This is a genomic window from Ochrobactrum teleogrylli (genome assembly GCF_006376685.1).
GTDB lineage: Bacteria > Pseudomonadota > Alphaproteobacteria > Rhizobiales > Rhizobiaceae > Brucella > Brucella teleogrylli.
The window spans coordinates 448,827-465,068 of record NZ_VEWL01000002.1; the positions used below are offsets into that span (position 1 = coordinate 448,827).

A 16,242-nucleotide genomic window follows, 5' to 3' on the forward strand; every position below is an offset into this window, starting at 1 on the left:
GTCAACGCCGCTCAATTCGTCGCCTGCTGCAATTGAGGCTTGGGCTGGCCGGTAAACCGGCGCCCGACCGCGATCATCGGCTTTTCGACATAACGATAGGTCAGGCTGGAAACCGCGAAAGATGCCACCACGCACAGCGCCATGGTTATCAGGTCGCTCACAGTGCCGGTCGGCGGCAGGAACAAATAGATCGTCCAGCATACCGGCACATGGAACAGATAAATCGAATAGCTGATCTCGCCGGTCGCGGCCAGAATTTCGGCTTTCGGTCGCATGGTCCACAAGGACAGCATAAAGACCGCATAGGCCGCAACATAGGCGACAATGATCGGAAACTTGCCGACGATGAAGAACATATCGTTGCGGGCCAGCGAAAAATCGCCGATGGAACCGATGATGCTCATCTGCACGATCACCAGCGCCAGCGCCGCCCAGACGGCATGTCGCGCTTTCTCGACAACGGCGAGGCGCAAAAGCAGACCACAAAACAGAAACGACAGATGCAGCCCGATATAGATGACGGGCAGATTGATGCCGACCGAGCGTAGCGCGAACGGCACCCCGGTCGAAGCGGCCAATAGCAATCCGGCAGCGAAGATCATCAGGGGCTGGCGCAACATGCCGACCGTGAAGGCCATCGCCATCAGGATGTAAAAGGCCAGCTCGATGAAAAGGGTCCAGTAAACACCGGAAAGCCAGGACTGGCCGAACATATTGGCAGCCATGGTGAGATTGGCCAAAACGGCCTTCAGTTCCGGCACATCCCCGGTAAAGGCCAGATAGGCGCACATGCAAAGCAGCGACAGCCAGAACGCCGGATAAAGACGGAAGAAGCGACCAATGGCGAAGCGCCTGATTGGTCGATCCCCCTTGATGCTGAACGGCACCACGAAACCGCTGATCAGAAAGAACAGCACCACCCCGAACCGGCCGAAATCGAAACTCGAAACAATCAAATCGAGTGCCCCGACAAAGGCGGTGTTCTTGTCGGCTGCATGACGAACGATATCGCCAAATATATGATGAAACAGAACTGAAGTCGCGGCGATCGCACGCAAACCATCAATATTGGAAAAACGCCCCGCCGCCATCATTCCTCCAGCAAAATGTTAGCTGAACTTATAAAGCGACACCGTAAATATCACAAGTTAGAGCATAATCCGACCCGAGTGAAACGAGGGCGATCAAGATTATGCTTCAAAAAGAATACGTTAGAGCGCCGATCCGATTCAATCAGATCGGCGCTCTAACGTATATCGTTCGAATGCGGGAAGCTGTTCGCAAGACATGCGCAAAAACAGCGTCTTCAGATCTTGTTGCCGATCGGAAAGCCGGTTGAGGCTTTTCTCACCGGCATGTCCTCGGTGGGGATGATCCAGCCGCCGCAAATGGCGATGCGCACCTCGTCGCCCTCTTCCAGCCGGACGGGATCACGCACTTCGAAATGCAAGGAAATCTCTGGCTTGGCGATGACTTCGGCCTCAAGGCGCGAGCCGCCGCCGCGATAAACAGAACGCTTCACGCGGACCGGAATGCCGCCGGTCTCGGTAAGCTTCAGATCGGCCGCACGCACGCAAAGCTGCGCATTGGCGCGCGGCATTTCGATGCCTGAACACCGCACCTGCGCGCGGCTGCCCAGCACCAGCGCTTCGCAATGGCCCGCTTGCGCAAAAGATAGCACTTCGGCAGGCAGAACCATGCCATGCGCAATGAAGGAGGCCACCATTTCACTGGCGGGTTCTTCATAGAGCTTTCGCGGCGTATCGAACTGCTGCAGCTTGCCGTGATCCAGCACCGCGATGCGGTCGGCCAGCGCCATGGCTTCCGCCTGATCGTGGGTGATGTAGATGATCGTCGTGCCGGTGCGCTTATGGAAAGCGGCAAACTCGTCTTCCATCGAAGCGCGCAGATGCACGTCGAGATTGGCCAGCGGCTCATCGAACAGTACCAGCGACGGTGCTGCCACCAGACAGCGGGCGAGCGCCACGCGCTGGCGTTGCCCGCCGGAAAGATTGGCGGGGCGGCGATCACCGAACCCGTCGAGATCGACCAGCGCCAGTGCTTGCCTCACCCGGCGTTCACGCTCGGCCTTGGCGACCTTGGCCACGCGCAGACTGTAACCGACATTTTCCGCCACGGTCATATGCGGCCAGAGCGCATAATTCTGGAAGACGATGCCGACCTGTCGCTTTTCCGGAGGCACATTGCCGCTCGCATGGGAAACGCAGCTGTCACCAATATGGATTTCGCCGCCGTCCACTTCTTCGAAGCCCGCAATCATGCGCAGCAATGTGGTCTTGCCGCAGCCGGAAGGCCCGAGAATGGCAACGAACTCGCCGTCATTCACATCCAGCGTCACGCCGGACAGGGCCTGAAACCCGTTGAACGTCTTGGATACCTGGTCGATCTTCAGTCGCGCCATGGCAGGACTCCGTTTGGAAGACGCCGCGCAAACAGATTTGTTGCAAGCATCAGCATGAATGTCACCGCAACGGCCAGAATGGATATGGCAGCCGCATAGGCGGAATCACCCGCCTGTTCGAAAGAAAACATCACCACACCCAGCGTTTCCGACCCCGACGCCCAGAGAAGTGCCGAAACCGTCAGCTCGCAAAACGCGGTCATGAAGATGAGCACCCCGCCTGCAAGCGTCGCCGGTGCGACAAGAGGAAATATAATCGTGCGCAGCCGATAGAAAAGCCCTGCGCCCGCAACCCGTGCCGCTTCCTCCATCGCACGGTCGATCTGGTGCAGACCGGCAACCGTTGGCCGCAGCGCCAGCACGAAGAAGCGCGCGAGGTAGGCAAAGAGGATGATCCAGAGGGTATTGTAGAGGCTGACGCCGATCACAGGCAGCGGCTTCAGGAACATCAACAGGCAGGCAATCGCCAGCACGACGCCCGGAAGCGCATAGGGAAGCTCGGCTGCGAAATTGAGCACCGGCGTCCAGCGCCGTTTGCGCCATGCCAGCATATAAGCGAGCGGTACGGCGATCAGAACCGCAAAGAGTGCTGCGATCAGCGATAGCAGAATGCTGTTGCCAAAGGCGCGCGCAGCCCCACCATGTTCCATGAGCACAAAGCGGAAATTTTCAAATGTCGCGGTGGCAAAAGTCAACGGTACGCCATAGGCCGGGACCAGCGCCGAAAGCGTCAGTCCGATCAGCGGCAGCAGCAGCACGATGACGATCATCAGCCATGCCGCCACTTCCGCCAGAAGTCGCCAGCGTCCGAGCGCAAAGGGCGCTGCGGGCAGCGATGTGGAGACGATGCGGAAATCGCGCCTGCGTGACGCATAGTCCTGCGCCGCGATGCCCGCCATGGCGATCAGCCCAATCAGCACCGACAGCACAGCAACGCTCGACAGAACCGATGGCCCGCCACCGGCAAGGCGTTGATAAATAAGCGTCGGCAGGACGAGATAATTCGACGGAATGCCAAGAAAGGCCGGAATGCCGAAATTGCCGACACAGGAGACAAAGGCCAGAGCGGCAGCGCCGATGATCGATGGCGTCATCAGCGGCAATATGATGGTGCGCAGCACGGTCCATTTGCCGGCACCGGCACTCAAGCCCGCCTCGACCAGTTCACGCGGTAGCTTGCGCAGACCCGCCCGCACGATGAGGAAAACCAGCGGCCCATATTGCACGCCGAGCAGAAAGATAATGCCCCAGACGGAATAGAGCGGATTGCGGCTGCCAAGCGGCGGCGCCATGCCGAGGAGTTTGAGAAACTGGCTCGATGGCCCAAAAAGCTGCAGCCAGGCCAGCGCCGTCACCTGCGGCGCGATCAGAAGCGGCGTCACATAGAAAAGCACGAAGACATTGCGCCCGCGCATATTGGTGAGACCGACCAGCAAGGCAGCAGCAATGCCAAAGGCAAGCGCCAGCACCGCGCCGCCAATGCCGATTTGCAGGGAATGCCAGGTTGCAACCCATGTCGACTGGCTGCCCAGTGTCTCCACCAGAACGGAAGTCGAAAACTGCCCCTGCGGCGCAACAAGTTCCACCAGCAGTCGGCCCATCGGCAGAAGCGACAGAACCGCCACGATCAGCGTTACGCCAACAATCAGGGCCGCATCGCGGCCCTGAAGGTCTTTTATGATACGCATCGAAATGCCTTATCCGCCAAACAGCTCGGAGAACTGCTTCTTGTCGGCATCAGTCTGATCGAGAACCTTCTGGGTGTCGATAGACATGATGTTGATCTTGGTGCCTTCCGGCAGCCAGGCAGGACGGCCAACGCCTTCCTTGGCAGGCAGATAGCCCTGTTCCAGCGCCAGCTTCTGGCCGTCGTCGGAGAGGATGAAATCAACGAACTTCTTGGCGCCATCGACATTCTTGGCAGTGGCCATGATGGCGACCGGCTCGGTCACGGCTGGCACGCCTTCCGACGGGAACACGAACTCGACCGGCGAGCCCTTGGCCTTGGCATTGAGCGCCATGAAATCGACGAGGATGCCATAAGGCTTTTCACCGCTGGCAACCGACTTCAGTACCGCGCCGTTGCCCTTCACGCTTGCCAGTTCATTGGCCTTGAGGCCCTTGAAATAATCCCAGCCCAGATCCTTGTTGAGCGCAAAGCCGCTGAGGAGATAGGCCGCAGCCCCCGAATAAAGCGGGCTCGGCATCACCACCTGCCCCTTATACTCGGCCTTGGCGAGATCGGCCCAATGTTCCGGCTTCTGCGTAGCGCCGGTGTTATAGGCAATGCCGGTGGTAATCAGCTTGGAACCGAAATAGGTCTTGTCGGCGTCATAGGAGTCGGCGGCAAAACCATCGACCTTGGCTTCCGGATAGGCGAGCAGGCGCTTGTCCTTCTTCAGTCCTTCCATGGTCACGGCATCGGCGATCAAAAGCACGTCGGGCTGCGGCGCACCGGCGGCGAATTCGGCGGCAAGCTTGGTGAGGAGTTCACTGGTGCCGGAGCGGAAAATCTGCACTTCCGTTTCCGGATTGGCCTTGCGGAAAGCCTCGACGGTCTTGGTCGCATCCGCTTCGGGCTGCGAGGTATAAAGCGTCAGCGTGTCGGCCTGTGCCACAGCGATGGATAGAGCAAGAAGCGCAGGTACGGCAACGGCCCGCTTCAGCATCTTGTTCATGGGATTTGCTCCTCGGATTTCGGTGTAATGCTCGCCAGCATGGCCGGCAATGCCAGCGCAGCCCTGCCGCGTGCGAACTGATAGCGCGCAGATACTGTTATGGCGATAGGCACGATCATTTCCATTCATGGTGCACCTGTCAAACATCCTGCGATCTGGTCTGCGGAAAACAAAAAGCCTTCCGGCGGAATCACGTCCATCGGAAGGCTTATAAGACATTGAATATTTTTGCCTATCAGCGATCCGCATCCCTTCGACATGAAGGCGATGCGCACCGCAATAGAGGATTTGCGCTGCGGTTTTATGACAAGCCGCAGAGGGGCAAAAAAATCAGATGACCATTTCTGCGACATGCGCGATCTGTGCGCCCGCCTCGTAATAGGCTTCGCGAACACCCCGGAAATTCTGCGCCTTCGGATCGCTGACCGGCAGCGGCAGATCGTCTTCGGTGATTTCGCCCGAAACGAGCTGCGACAATATCTTGCCGAACACGGTGCCCGGTACGATGCCGCGACCATTATAGCCGGAGAAACCCACCACATTGCGCGCCAGACGATGGAACTTTGGCAGGCTGTCATTGGTCATGCCGATCTTGCCATACCATTCCGCCTCGAACTCGACATTGCCGATCTGCGGGAACAGGCGCTTGAGCGACTTCTTCGCCCAGGCCTTGTGCACGGCAGCGCCCGTATTGCGCAGCGCGCCGACGCTGCCAAAAACCAGACGACCCTGTTGGTCGAAACGGAAGGACGACAGAACTTCTTTCGTATCCCATGCGCCCTGACGTTCCGGCAGAATGGTCCTCTTCAGATTGTCCGAGAGCGGCGTGGTCGCGAAATTGAAATAGGGCAGATGCACCAGTTCGGCTCGGACTTCGGCCCATGGCGCGTTGGTATAGGCATTGGTGGCGACGACCACCCAATCCGCCGTGACCGAACCCTTGGCGGTCTTGACCGTCCACTTGCCGTTCTGCTCGCTTGCGCCGACCACCGGGCTGCCGGTGAAAATCTGTGCGCCTGCGGCAACGGCCGCATGGGCCAGACCGCGCACATAGGCCAGCGGCTGGATTGTTCCGGCGCGCAGATCAAGCAGCGAACCCGCATAGGCCCTGGTGCCGACCTTGGCTTCCGTTTCCTTCGCGTCCAGCAGCTTCACATTGGCGCCGCGGCGCGCCCATTGTTCACAGCGGTCTTCCAGTTCCTTGAGACCCTTCGCGCCCACGGCGCAATGCAGGGTGCCCTGCTTTTCCACTTCGCAGGCAATCTTGTTTTTCTCGATTATTTCGAAAACCAGCTTCGGGCCATTGCCCAGAACATCAAGGAGGCGCGCACCGTATTTTTCGCCGAGAACGCCCGGCAGATCATCGGGCATCACCCACATGCCCGCATTGACCAGACCGACATTGCGACCCGAACCGCCATAGCCGATCTCGATGCCTTCAAGGACGATCGCCTTGACGCCCTTTTCCGCCAGATGCAAGGCCGTGGAAAGACCGGAGAAACCGCCGCCCACAATCACCACATCCGCCGTCAGATCGCCTTGCAGCGAGGTCGTCTTCGGAGCAGCCGGAGCGGTCTTTTCCCAAAGACCATGAGAGCGCGGATCGTTCAACATTGAGAGCAACAACCATTTCGTATCGTGGAAGGCACATCGCGTGCCGGACTGCATCTATTTCACGCCGCGAAAGCCGGTTGGACAGCGCTAATTGCGCAACAATTCATTCCGGTTTGGAATGAACCAGTGCCGAATAGTCCGTATTGCCGACCTGACCGGCAATCCACTGGCAGAATATCTGCGTCAGCGGATTTTCCAGTTTTCCTTCCGGCACGACGAGATAATAGTCATTCTCGGTCCGCATGGGCTTCTCGAAAAGCAGCACCAGCTCGCCATCGCGCAATTCCTGCTCGATCAGGTAAAGCGGCAGAAGCGCAAAGCCGAGACCGGCTAAAGCCGCGCCAATCACCATCGAGAACTGGTCGAAACGATGCCCCCGATAGGCCGACTGCCCCTCGACACCGCAGCTTTCAAACCATTGCGCCCACATTTTCGGTCGTGTCGCCAGATGCAGAAGCGGTTCGCTTTCAAGTTCTTCCGGCGCGGAAGGATGGCGGGTTTCCAGCAGGCGCGGGCTTGCAACCGGCACAATCACCTCGCTGCACAAAAAGCTGCAGGTCGCATGCGCCCAGACCGGCTGCCCGTAATGGATGGCAAGATCGTGCGGCTCTTCCTCGAAATCGAACACGCCGGAACGCGACGCGACATTGATCGCGATGCCCGGGTGCTTCTCGACAAAATCCGGAATACGCGGCATCAGCCAGCGCGAGCCGAATGTCGGCAGCGTGGCGACGCTGAACGAAGACGTGGACTGTGCTGAAGCCATCGCGCGCAACATCGTATCTTCGGTCTGGTTGAGAAGACGCCGCACTTCCGGCAGAAACTTGCGCCCGGCATCGGACAGGAGAATGCGCTGGCGGATACGCTCGAACAAAAGCACGCCGAGCTGGCTTTCCAGATCCTTGATCTGGCGGCTGACGGCGCTCTGGGTGAGATTGAGTTCATTGGCTGCCTGGGTAAAACTGCCATGGCGCGCAGCACATTCAAAGGCTTGCAAAGTGGCGATGTCCGGAATCAGTCTCCTGCTTAGCTTCATTCCAATCTCGCATTAACATAGTTGCTTTCAGCGCGATCATAACCGGAAAACGGCTGATATGATACATTTTCATCATAATCCCGTCATGTTTTCGCATTGCTGAATATGACCCCTACAAAGACAGTTTAGGTTCCACGGAAGCATACGCCATGAACGCGCAGAAATTCGTATCGCCAGACGCCATTCGTTCCGCTTTTTCGGCTGCGATGTCCGGCATGTACAGGGAAGAAGTGCCTGCCTACGGCACGCTGATGGAACTCGTCGCAGATGTGAACAGCAAGGTTCTTGCCGATGACAGCCATCTGCACGAACGCCTGACGGAAACTGACTCGCTGGAGCGTATTTCCGAAGAGCGCCATGGCGCCATCCGTCTCGGCACCGCCGCCGAACTTTCCATGATGCGCCGCGTCTTCGCGGTGATGGGCATGTTCCCTGTCGGCTATTACGATCTGAGTGCGGCTGGCGTTCCCGTGCATTCCACCGCTTTCCGTCCGATCGACGATGCCGCGCTGAAACACAATCCGTTCCGCGTCTTCACCTCGCTTCTGCGTCTCGACCTTATTGCCGACGAGCAGCTGCGCGCAGAGTCTGAAGAAGTTCTTGCCAAGCGCAACATCTTCACCGCAGGCGCCGTTGCTCTGGTCGAGAAGGCCGAAGCCAATGGCGGCCTCGACGATGCCGACGCCAGGGCTTTCGTGGCTGAAGTGCTGGAAACCTTCCGCTGGCACGACCACGCCAATGTTTCCGCCGAGCTTTACCATCGCCTGCATGATGCGCATCGCCTGATTGCCGACGTTGTGTCGTTCAAGGGTCCGCACATCAACCATCTGACGCCGCGCACGCTCGACATCGACGCCGTGCAGGACCAGATGCCGGAACGCGGCATCAATCCGAAGGCTGTCGTTGAAGGCCCGCCAACCCGCAAGTGCCCGATCCTTCTGCGCCAGACCTCGTTCAAGGCGCTGGAAGAAGAAGTCTCCTTCATCGGCAGCGACGGCCAATGGACCGCCGGTTCGCACACTGCCCGTTTCGGTGAAATCGAACAGCGCGGCATTGCGCTGACGCCCAAAGGTCGCGGCCTTTACGACAAGCTTCTCAACGACACACGCGCCATTGCCCGTCCGGCCCCGGATGGCTCCAATGCAAGCGCTTACGTCAAGGCGCTGAGCGACACCTTTGCGGCTTTCCCGGACACCTGGGCTGGCATTCGCGAAGCGGGTCTCGGCTACTTCGCCTATTCGGTCAAAGATGCCGCGAAGCTTGCAAGTTTCAAGCCGAACACCGATATCGAGCTTCTCGTCGCCGCTGGCGCGGTGCAGTTCGACCCGCTGACCTATGAAGACTTCCTGCCGGTCAGTGCAGCCGGTATATTCCAGTCCAATCTGGGCGATGACGACACGCAGGAATTCGTGGAAAGCCCGAACCAGAAGCGTTTTGAAGAAGACCTTGGCGCCAAGGTTCTCAACGAATTCGAGCATTATGCCCGCATCGAACGCGAATCCATCGAAGCCGTACAGGCCCGCCTCGGCGGCCTTGAAGCGGCAGAATAAAGTTAAGACATAGAGAGGAAAGCTATGAACACCGCTGTCAGAAAAGTCGACGTGAAGAAGGAAGCCGCAGAGCTTCTCGCCAAGCTCGGTGTTGACGCTGCCGTTTACACCGCAGGCAACCTTGCCGGTTTCAGCCCGGTCACGGGCGAGCAGATCGCATCGGTCAAGACCCACAGCAAGGACGACGCCGCCAAGATCATCGACAAGGGCGATGAAGCCTTTCGCGTCTGGCGCAACGTTCCGGCGCCGAAGCGCGGCGAACTGATCCGCCTGCTCGGCGAAGAACTGCGCGCTTCCAAGGAAGATCTGGGCCGTCTCGTTTCGATCGAAGCTGGCAAGATCACTTCGGAAGGCCTCGGCGAAGTGCAGGAAATGATCGACATCTGCGATTTCGCCGTCGGTCTGTCGCGCCAGCTTTACGGCCTTACCATCGCAACCGAACGCGCTGGCCATCGCATGATGGAAACCTGGCATCCGCTCGGTGTTGTCGGCGTCATCTCCGCCTTCAACTTCCCTGTGGCCGTCTGGTCGTGGAACGCGGCTCTCGCCATCGTTTGCGGCAACTCGGTTGTCTGGAAGCCGTCTGAAAAGACCCTCCTCACCGCTCTCGCCTGCGACGCGATCTTCCAGCGCGCCCTGAAGCGTTTCGGCGATGCGCCGGAAGGCCTCTCGCAGGTCCTGCTCGGCGACCGCGAAATCGGCGAAGTGCTCGTGGACAGCCCGAAGGTTCCGGTTCTCTCGGCCACTGGCTCGACCCGCATGGGCCGCGAAGTCGGCCCGCGTCTTGCCAAGCGTTTCGCTCGCGCGATCCTCGAACTCGGCGGCAACAATGCCGGCATCGTCTGCCCGTCGGCCGATCTCGACATGGCACTGCGCGCAATTGCTTTCGGCGCCATGGGCACCGCTGGCCAGCGCTGCACCACGCTGCGTCGCCTGTTCGTTCATGAAAGCGTTTATGACGCTCTCGTCCCACGTCTGCAGAAAGCCTATGCCAGCGTTTCCGTCGGTTCGCCGCTTGAAACCACCGCTCTGGTCGGTCCGCTGATCGACAAGGTTGCCTTCGACAACATGCAGAAGGCCCTCAAGGAAGCTTCCGCTCACGGCGGTAAGGTTCAGGGCGGCGAGCGCGTCGATACCGGCCATGAAAACGCTTACTATGTGCGTCCGGCCATCGTCGAAATGCCGAAACAGGAAGGCCCGGTTCTCGAAGAAACCTTCGCTCCGATCCTTTATGTGATGAAATATTCCGACTTCGACGACGTTCTGGCGAGCCATAACGAAGTTGGCGCCGGCCTGTCGTCCTCGATCTTCACGCTAAACCTGCAGGAAGCGGAACGTTTCCTTTCGGCTGAAGGTTCGGATTGCGGCATCGCCAACGTCAATATCGGCACTTCGGGCGCCGAAATCGGCGGTGCATTCGGCGGTGAGAAGGAAACCGGCGGCGGTCGTGAGTCCGGTTCGGATGCGTGGAAGGGCTATATGCGCCGCGCAACCAACACCATCAATTATTCGAAGGCCCTGCCGCTGGCACAGGGCGTTTCCTTCGACATCGACTGATCTTGAAATAAGCTCAAAAGAAAACCCCGCTTCGGCGGGGTTTTTTATTGGCTTCATTTTAACAGGAAACCGGATATCTTGGCCTGCGATATATTGATAAATCGACTTACTGAAATTTACTTACACCAGCAAGACCATGTTCCGTTCTCATTTCGATGAACGTCCCAATCCCCACGGCAAAAATCCCAAACATACTGCACACACAATTCCTGACTGGGATATGTCACAATAATTCCCATACTTTTGCGATTCCTTGATTCACTTTGCCCTGCAAAGAAAATTAGCTCTTTGGACGGTGTTCGAGGCTTCGAAAACAGGAAAGGAGGCTGGTTGGTTTCTACATTGGCGTTCAGCTGCAATGCTGCATTGTTTCCGGCATACGAATACGTAGAAAAAAAAGATGAAATCGCAATAGATATAAATACGATATATTTCTTCATAATCATTATCCTCTCTAGTAATGTTTAATTATAAATCGTTTTCTAATTACATCTATCGCACAATGTTGACTGCAATTATGTAGACAATCTTTCAATTATTTTTGAGGAATGAACACGGGTAGTATGCTTGCGCATTGCGCGCTAGCACCTGTTACCCAACATCGCAAGTGATTGAGCTGTACTCATAGGCACATCGAAAACTGCTTCTCGCATAGGGCGTTACCTTCGACATCGACTGAACTTGATCGATGGTCAAAAGAAAACCCCGCTTCGGCGGGGTTTTTTGTGTTGTAGTCCTACGTATTTTCGGACCGGGCTCAAGCTGGGGATTGGTTTGACATCATCGCTTGCTTTTTCACATGAGAGAGACCGCCCGTTATAATACGTTCATTTCAAGCAACTCTCGCCACTGCCGAAGGCTCTCTACTCACTTGCACACTGCCACCCATGGCATGTCTGGAGGCAATGAGATTCAGGGCACCCGCTGTTCTTGCATGCATCAAGAGTGGGATATTGCGTCGAAGAATGATGCACTTGCTTGCGATCTGAAACGAAGCGCCGTTTCTTCGGCACCGCCTGAGAAACCCGATACACCTGTTGTGATGTGTTGTTTATCGAAGGTGATGCCATCTGTACTGAAGCCTGTTGTCCGGCATAAGCATATCCTGAAGCGATAAAAGTCGACAATGCAAAGAAAAATAAAGAATACTTTTTCATAAAACCCTCTAATATTTATTTACATTTTAGATTTTATATTATTTTTTCTTAAAATCCACTCCAAGAACTCACTCACAAATATTGATTAAAAGAAACCCCGCAAAAGCGGGGTTCTTTATTGGCTTTGTATCGGCGACTAGCGAGATTGTCGTTATGGCGAGCCGAAAATCGTGGCTTTTGAGAACCGGCGCGCAACGTACTGAAGCACGTGAGTATCGGAAGCGCAAAAAGACGCGATTTGCAGGGCGCCAGAGCGGCAATATCACCCCATGCGCTCGGAAGCGAACGACCCGGGGCTCGCCGGGAAGACCACCGTGCGGTTGCCGTTGAGGAACGAACGGTGGTGAATATGCGCATGGACAGCGCGGGCCAGTACCTGCGCCTCGACATCGCGACCGATGGAGACGTAATCCGCAGCGCTCTGCGCATGGGTGATGCGCGCCACGTCCTGCTCGATGATCGGGCCTTCATCGAGATCGGCGGTGACGTAATGCGCCGTCGCGCCGATCAGCTTCACGCCACGCTCATAGGCCTGCTTGTAGGGATTCGCCCCCTTGAACGACGGCAGGAACGAGTGGTGGATATTGATGATCTTGCCAGACATCTGCTTGCAAAGCTGGTCGGACAGAACCTGCATGTAACGCGCCAGCACGACCAGTTCCGTGCCGGTATCATTGACAATATCCATCAGGCGCTGTTCGGCTTCCGGCTTGTTGGTCTTGGTGACGGCCACATGATGGAAGGGAATATCGTGGTTCACGACCACCTTCTGATAATCGAAATGGTTTGATACCACGCCGACAATGTCGATCGGCAGCGCGCCGATCTTCCAGCGATAGAGCAGATCGTTGAGGCAATGGCCGAAACGCGAGACCATCAGAAGCGTCTTGGTACGCTTGGCGTTGTCGTGGAAATCGAAATCCATTTCGAATGGTGCCGCAACCGGCTGGAAGCCTTCGCTAAGGGTTTCGAGCGCCACACCTTCTTCCGAAATGAAGCTGACGCGCATGAAGAAACGACCCGTATCGAGATCGTCGAACTGGGCGCTATCAATGATGTTGCAACCCTTAGCCGCAAGGTAACCCGAAATTGCGGCAACGATGCCGCGGGTGGACTTGCAGGTGACGGTCAGGACAAAATTATGCATCGGACTTCCTCAGTTTTCGAAGGCGCAGGCCAAAGCGCGCGCCTTGAAACTAGTTCACGATGCGGTCTCCGCCATGCCAGAATGCGTAATGCACTGACCGGATTGCGCTATCAAGCAACTTTGGAGGAAAGATTGCTCTTATTTGATCAAAGATGCGGATTGCGGTCCCTGTACCGCGCGACCAGTTCCCGGTTCAAGTCGCTTGCCCCCGGCATATTGGCGCTGAGATAGATCGGCGCACTGCCGTCATCCACGAGGCGGGACGCAACATCGGCAAAGATCGCATTCAGGATCGTAACGCCCAGTGCCGTTGAAACCGGCCCGACTTTCAGGGCGCTGCCCTCCACTTCCAGCACGGCATCGCCCGCAGGCGCATCATTGTCGAGAACGACATCGGCCAGCGAAAGCAACTGCGTGCGTCCTTTGGCAATCGCGCTGGAATAAGTCACCGAAGTGACTGCGATCACCGCAGCGCCCTTCTCGCGGGCATAGCGCGCCGCTTCGATGGGCGCGGCATTGACGCCGGAATTGGACACGACGATCAGCACATCGCCTTCCTGAATGCCGTAGCGGTCGAGGATCGGCAGCACCGCGCCTTCGATACGCTCGAAATGCGAGCTGGCTACCGCCCCATCCTGCAGCATGATCGCACCGCAAAGGATCGGCACGGTGATCGCCAGACCACCGGCGCGATAATGCAGCTCTTCCGCCATCATGTGAGAATGGCCGGTGCCAAACACATAGACCCGACGGTCGGCGCGCGCGGCGGTGGCAATCAGGTCGGCGGCCTTTTCCATCGGTTCGGCCAAGCGGTCACGCAGGCTCGCCAGACGGGCAATCAGATCGTTGAAATAACGGTCGGTAATAGCTGTCATCGGTCTGCCCCTTACCCGGCTGCCTGTTTCACGCCGGAGCGCCAGGTTGTTTTCGCGAACAACCCGTCATCAAGATGCACCGCATCCATGCGCGTGCCGGGGCGCAGCAATCCGCGATCAGCGAGCCGCAAATAACGTGCCGGATAAAGACTCGCCATGCGCAGGGTTTCGGCCAGCGTCAGCTCCAGTTCGGCCACACCGAAACGAACTGCGGAGGCCATGTCGAGGTCGGAACCGGCAATGGTGCCATCGGACAGGATCAGCTTGGAGCAGATGCCGCCCGGCACGCGCCGCACGGCGCGACCGTTGATCTCAAAGCTCTCCGCATCGGAGCCGACCAGCGCCATGGCGTCGGTGACGAAGAACAGGTGCGCGGCGCCGCGCTTGGCGCGCAGCGCCAGACGCAGCGCCATCGGATCAACATGGTGGCCATCGGCAACGATCCCGCACCATATATCCGGATGGTCGAGTGCAGCCCCCGCCAGACCCGGCGCGCGATGGCCGATCTGGCTCATCGCGTTGAAGAGATGGGTAACGCTGCGCGCACCGGCATCGAAACGCTTGAAAGCTTCTTCCGCCGTCGTGTCACTGTGGCCAATGCTGACCACCACACCGGCATCGCTCAAACGGCGCACCTGTTCCGGCGTCACCTGTTCGGCGGCCATGGTCACCAATAATGTACCGATCTGTTCGACCGTATGGATATAAAGAGCGATATCGGCGTCATCGACCGGACGCATCAACTCGGCCAGATGCGCGCCCTTGCGTGCAGGCGCCAGATGCGGCCCCTCAAGATGCAGGCCCGCGACACCCTTGTCGGCTTTCACCGCTTCAACGGCCGCCTCAATGGCGCGGTCACGCACGACAGTCGTATCGGTAATGAGCGTCGGCAGCAGGCTGGTGGTGCCATATTTGCGATGCCCTTCGGCAATCACGAACATGGTTTCCGGCGTCGGCTGATCGTTGAGCATCCGCCCGCCGCCGCCATTGACCTGCGCATCGATAAAACCCGGCGCAATGACGCCACCCTTCACGCGCTCGACCTGATGGGCCTCGCCAAGTGCCGCCTCCGGTACAATGGCCTCGACCTTGCCGTCGCTGAAAACAAGGGCAGACTGATCGTGAAACCGCTCGCCGTCGAAAATCCGCGCACCGGCTATTGCTGATTTTTTTGTCATACCGTCACCGTCACCTTGTTGAGATTGCGCGGCTTGTCGGGATCAAAACCCTTGCGGCGCGTCACCGCTTCAATGACACGATAGTAATTGATGAGCGAAACCAGCGGATCAAGATGCGGGCTGCCCGTGCTGGCCGATGGCAGACGGAAGCCCGGCGTTTCGGCATCGGACAAGGTCACGATGCTGGCGCCGAAGGAATGCAACCGCTTCAAGGCCGCAATATTGGTGTCGAAAGCCTCGTCGCGCGGCAGGAAGGAGATAATCGGGAAACCTTCTTCCACCAGTCGCATCGGGCCATGCATCAGTTCGGCCAGCGAAAAGGCTTCCGCATGAATATTGGCGGTTTCCTTGGCCTTCAGGGCGGCTTCTAGCGCGATGGCATAGGCGGTGCCGCGACCGCCGGTATAAAGCGAGCGCGCATTGAACAGGAGGTTTTCGACAGCTTCGCGCCCATCGGGGCGGGTTGCGGCAAGCGCTTCCGGCAGACGCTCTAAACCGGCGCGCAGATCGGCATCGCCGCTTGCAGCCGCGACCACGCCCGACAGGGCAGCCACTGCGGCAATGAAGGACTTTGTGGCCGCGACGCTCTTTTCCTCACCGGCATTCAGCGCAAGCACGAGATCCGCCTCTTTGCCGAGGGGGCTGTCCACCACATTGACCACGGCAATCGTCGTCGCGCCGCCCTTTTTGGCTGCGGCCTGTGCTGCCACGATGTCGGGGCTGGCACCGGACTGTGAAACGGTAAAATGCACGCCGCGCGCAAGCTTCAGCTTCGAGCCGTAGACCGAAGCAACCGAAGGCCCGATGGAGGCGACCGGAATACCGAGCGTGATTTCCATCAGATATTTGAAGAATGTCGCCGCATGATCGGAAGAACCGCGCGCCGCCGTGGTGATGACTGCCGGTTCATTCTTCGCGAAAATCTTTGCGATCTCGGCCAGCGTGCCGGCTTCCTTTTCCAGAAGCGTTGCAACCACCGCAGGCGATTGCTCGGTTTCCTGCAACATCAGGGATGGTTGGCTTACCAT

Annotated in this window: 15 protein-coding genes; 2 read left to right on the forward strand and 13 right to left on the reverse strand. The window is 57.9% G+C overall.

The annotated features are described in order from the left end of the window. Window positions 1–11 precede the first annotated feature (11 nt). From FIC94_RS06315 to FIC94_RS06345, 8 genes are all read right to left on the reverse strand, one after another. Window positions 12–1,094 (reverse strand): acyltransferase family protein, encoded by a 1,083-nt coding sequence (locus FIC94_RS06315; RefSeq protein WP_140024310.1) that lies wholly within the window; start codon window positions 1,092–1,094, stop codon window positions 12–14. Window positions 1,095–1,306: 212 nt separating this feature from the next. After that, window positions 1,307–2,422, reverse strand: coding sequence for an ABC transporter ATP-binding protein (locus FIC94_RS06320; protein WP_140024311.1), 1,116 nt, complete (start codon window positions 2,420–2,422; stop codon window positions 1,307–1,309). Further along, window positions 2,410–4,110, reverse strand: a complete 1,701-nt coding sequence (locus FIC94_RS06325) for an ABC transporter permease (protein ID WP_140024312.1) — start codon at window positions 4,108–4,110, stop codon at window positions 2,410–2,412. Before FIC94_RS06325 ends, FIC94_RS06320 begins: the two co-directional genes overlap by 13 nt. 9 nt (window positions 4,111–4,119) lie before the next feature. Next, window positions 4,120–5,100, reverse strand: coding sequence for an ABC transporter substrate-binding protein (locus FIC94_RS06330; protein ID WP_140024313.1), 981 nt, complete (start codon window positions 5,098–5,100; stop codon window positions 4,120–4,122). Further along, window positions 5,097–5,225, reverse strand: coding sequence for a hypothetical protein (locus FIC94_RS22755; protein ID WP_268967176.1), 129 nt, complete (start codon window positions 5,223–5,225; stop codon window positions 5,097–5,099). Before FIC94_RS22755 ends, FIC94_RS06330 begins: the two co-directional genes overlap by 4 nt. Then, window positions 5,226–5,453, reverse strand: coding sequence for a hypothetical protein (locus FIC94_RS06335; protein ID WP_140024314.1), 228 nt, complete (start codon window positions 5,451–5,453; stop codon window positions 5,226–5,228). Then, on the reverse strand, window positions 5,431–6,714 hold the full coding sequence (locus tag FIC94_RS06340) for an NAD(P)/FAD-dependent oxidoreductase (RefSeq protein WP_109369561.1): 1,284 nt from the start codon (window positions 6,712–6,714) through the stop codon (window positions 5,431–5,433). Before FIC94_RS06340 ends, FIC94_RS06335 begins: the two co-directional genes overlap by 23 nt. Window positions 6,715–6,817: 103 nt before the next feature. Beyond that, a complete protein-coding gene (locus FIC94_RS06345) occupies window positions 6,818–7,750 on the reverse strand; it encodes a LysR family transcriptional regulator (RefSeq protein ID WP_121536588.1) in 933 nt (310 codons plus the stop codon). Between the two features lie 149 nt (window positions 7,751–7,899). Between FIC94_RS06345 and hglS the strand changes: the two genes are divergently transcribed. Further along, on the forward strand, window positions 7,900–9,300 hold the full coding sequence (gene hglS, locus FIC94_RS06350; protein ID WP_140024315.1) for a 2-oxoadipate dioxygenase/decarboxylase HglS: 1,401 nt from the start codon (window positions 7,900–7,902) through the stop codon (window positions 9,298–9,300). A 24-nt stretch (window positions 9,301–9,324) separates the two neighbouring features. Then, entirely contained in the window at window positions 9,325–10,857 is a 1,533-nt protein-coding gene (gene amaB, locus FIC94_RS06355; RefSeq protein WP_109369564.1) for an L-piperidine-6-carboxylate dehydrogenase, read from the forward strand. Window positions 10,858–10,973: 116 nt separating this feature from the next. Here amaB and FIC94_RS06360 read toward each other — a convergent pair whose 3' ends face one another. From FIC94_RS06360 to FIC94_RS06385, 5 genes are all read right to left on the reverse strand, one after another. Beyond that, window positions 10,974–11,297 (reverse strand): hypothetical protein, encoded by a 324-nt coding sequence (locus FIC94_RS06360; protein ID WP_140024316.1) that lies wholly within the window; start codon window positions 11,295–11,297, stop codon window positions 10,974–10,976. A 979-nt stretch (window positions 11,298–12,276) separates the two neighbouring features. Beyond that, a complete protein-coding gene (gene purU / locus FIC94_RS06370) occupies window positions 12,277–13,161 on the reverse strand; it encodes a formyltetrahydrofolate deformylase (protein WP_109369565.1) in 885 nt (294 codons plus the stop codon). A 146-nt stretch (window positions 13,162–13,307) separates the two neighbouring features. Then, window positions 13,308–14,036, reverse strand: a complete 729-nt coding sequence (locus FIC94_RS06375; protein ID WP_140024317.1) for an SIS domain-containing protein — start codon at window positions 14,034–14,036, stop codon at window positions 13,308–13,310. An 11-nt stretch (window positions 14,037–14,047) separates the two neighbouring features. Beyond that, the gene (gene nagA, locus FIC94_RS06380) at window positions 14,048–15,214 is read right to left on the reverse strand and encodes an N-acetylglucosamine-6-phosphate deacetylase (RefSeq protein WP_140024318.1); all 1,167 of its coding nucleotides are present in this window, start codon (window positions 15,212–15,214) and stop codon (window positions 14,048–14,050) included. Then, a complete protein-coding gene (locus FIC94_RS06385) occupies window positions 15,211–16,242 on the reverse strand; it encodes an SIS domain-containing protein (RefSeq protein WP_140024319.1) in 1,032 nt (343 codons plus the stop codon). The genes nagA and FIC94_RS06385 overlap by 4 nt, the downstream gene beginning before the upstream one ends.

What these genes read in the sequence shown, in the direction of transcription:
- FIC94_RS06315 (WP_140024310.1), bottom strand. Translation starts at nt 1,094, where the DNA reads ATGATGGCGGCGGGGCGTTTTTCCAATATTGATGGTTTGCGTGCGATC.
- FIC94_RS06320 (WP_140024311.1), bottom strand. Translation starts at nt 2,422, where the DNA reads ATGGCGCGACTGAAGATCGACCAGGTATCCAAGACGTTCAACGGGTTT.
- FIC94_RS06325 (WP_140024312.1), bottom strand. Translation starts at nt 4,110, where the DNA reads ATGCGTATCATAAAAGACCTTCAGGGCCGCGATGCGGCCCTGATTGTT.
- FIC94_RS06330 (WP_140024313.1), bottom strand. Translation starts at nt 5,100, where the DNA reads ATGAACAAGATGCTGAAGCGGGCCGTTGCCGTACCTGCGCTTCTTGCT.
- FIC94_RS22755 (WP_268967176.1), bottom strand. Translation starts at nt 5,225, where the DNA reads ATGGAAATGATCGTGCCTATCGCCATAACAGTATCTGCGCGCTATCAG.
- FIC94_RS06335 (WP_140024314.1), bottom strand. Translation starts at nt 5,453, where the DNA reads ATGTCGCAGAAATGGTCATCTGATTTTTTTGCCCCTCTGCGGCTTGTC.
- FIC94_RS06340 (WP_109369561.1), bottom strand. Translation starts at nt 6,714, where the DNA reads ATGTTGAACGATCCGCGCTCTCATGGTCTTTGGGAAAAGACCGCTCCG.
- FIC94_RS06345 (WP_121536588.1), bottom strand. Translation starts at nt 7,750, where the DNA reads ATGAAGCTAAGCAGGAGACTGATTCCGGACATCGCCACTTTGCAAGCC.
- hglS (WP_140024315.1), top strand. Translation starts at nt 7,900, where the DNA reads ATGAACGCGCAGAAATTCGTATCGCCAGACGCCATTCGTTCCGCTTTT.
- amaB (WP_109369564.1), top strand. Translation starts at nt 9,325, where the DNA reads ATGAACACCGCTGTCAGAAAAGTCGACGTGAAGAAGGAAGCCGCAGAG.
- FIC94_RS06360 (WP_140024316.1), bottom strand. Translation starts at nt 11,297, where the DNA reads ATGAAGAAATATATCGTATTTATATCTATTGCGATTTCATCTTTTTTT.
- purU (WP_109369565.1), bottom strand. Translation starts at nt 13,161, where the DNA reads ATGCATAATTTTGTCCTGACCGTCACCTGCAAGTCCACCCGCGGCATC.
- FIC94_RS06375 (WP_140024317.1), bottom strand. Translation starts at nt 14,036, where the DNA reads ATGACAGCTATTACCGACCGTTATTTCAACGATCTGATTGCCCGTCTG.
- nagA (WP_140024318.1), bottom strand. Translation starts at nt 15,214, where the DNA reads ATGACAAAAAAATCAGCAATAGCCGGTGCGCGGATTTTCGACGGCGAG.
- FIC94_RS06385 (WP_140024319.1), bottom strand. Translation starts at nt 16,242, where the DNA reads ATGGTAAGCCAACCATCCCTGATGTTGCAGGAAACCGAGCAATCGCCT.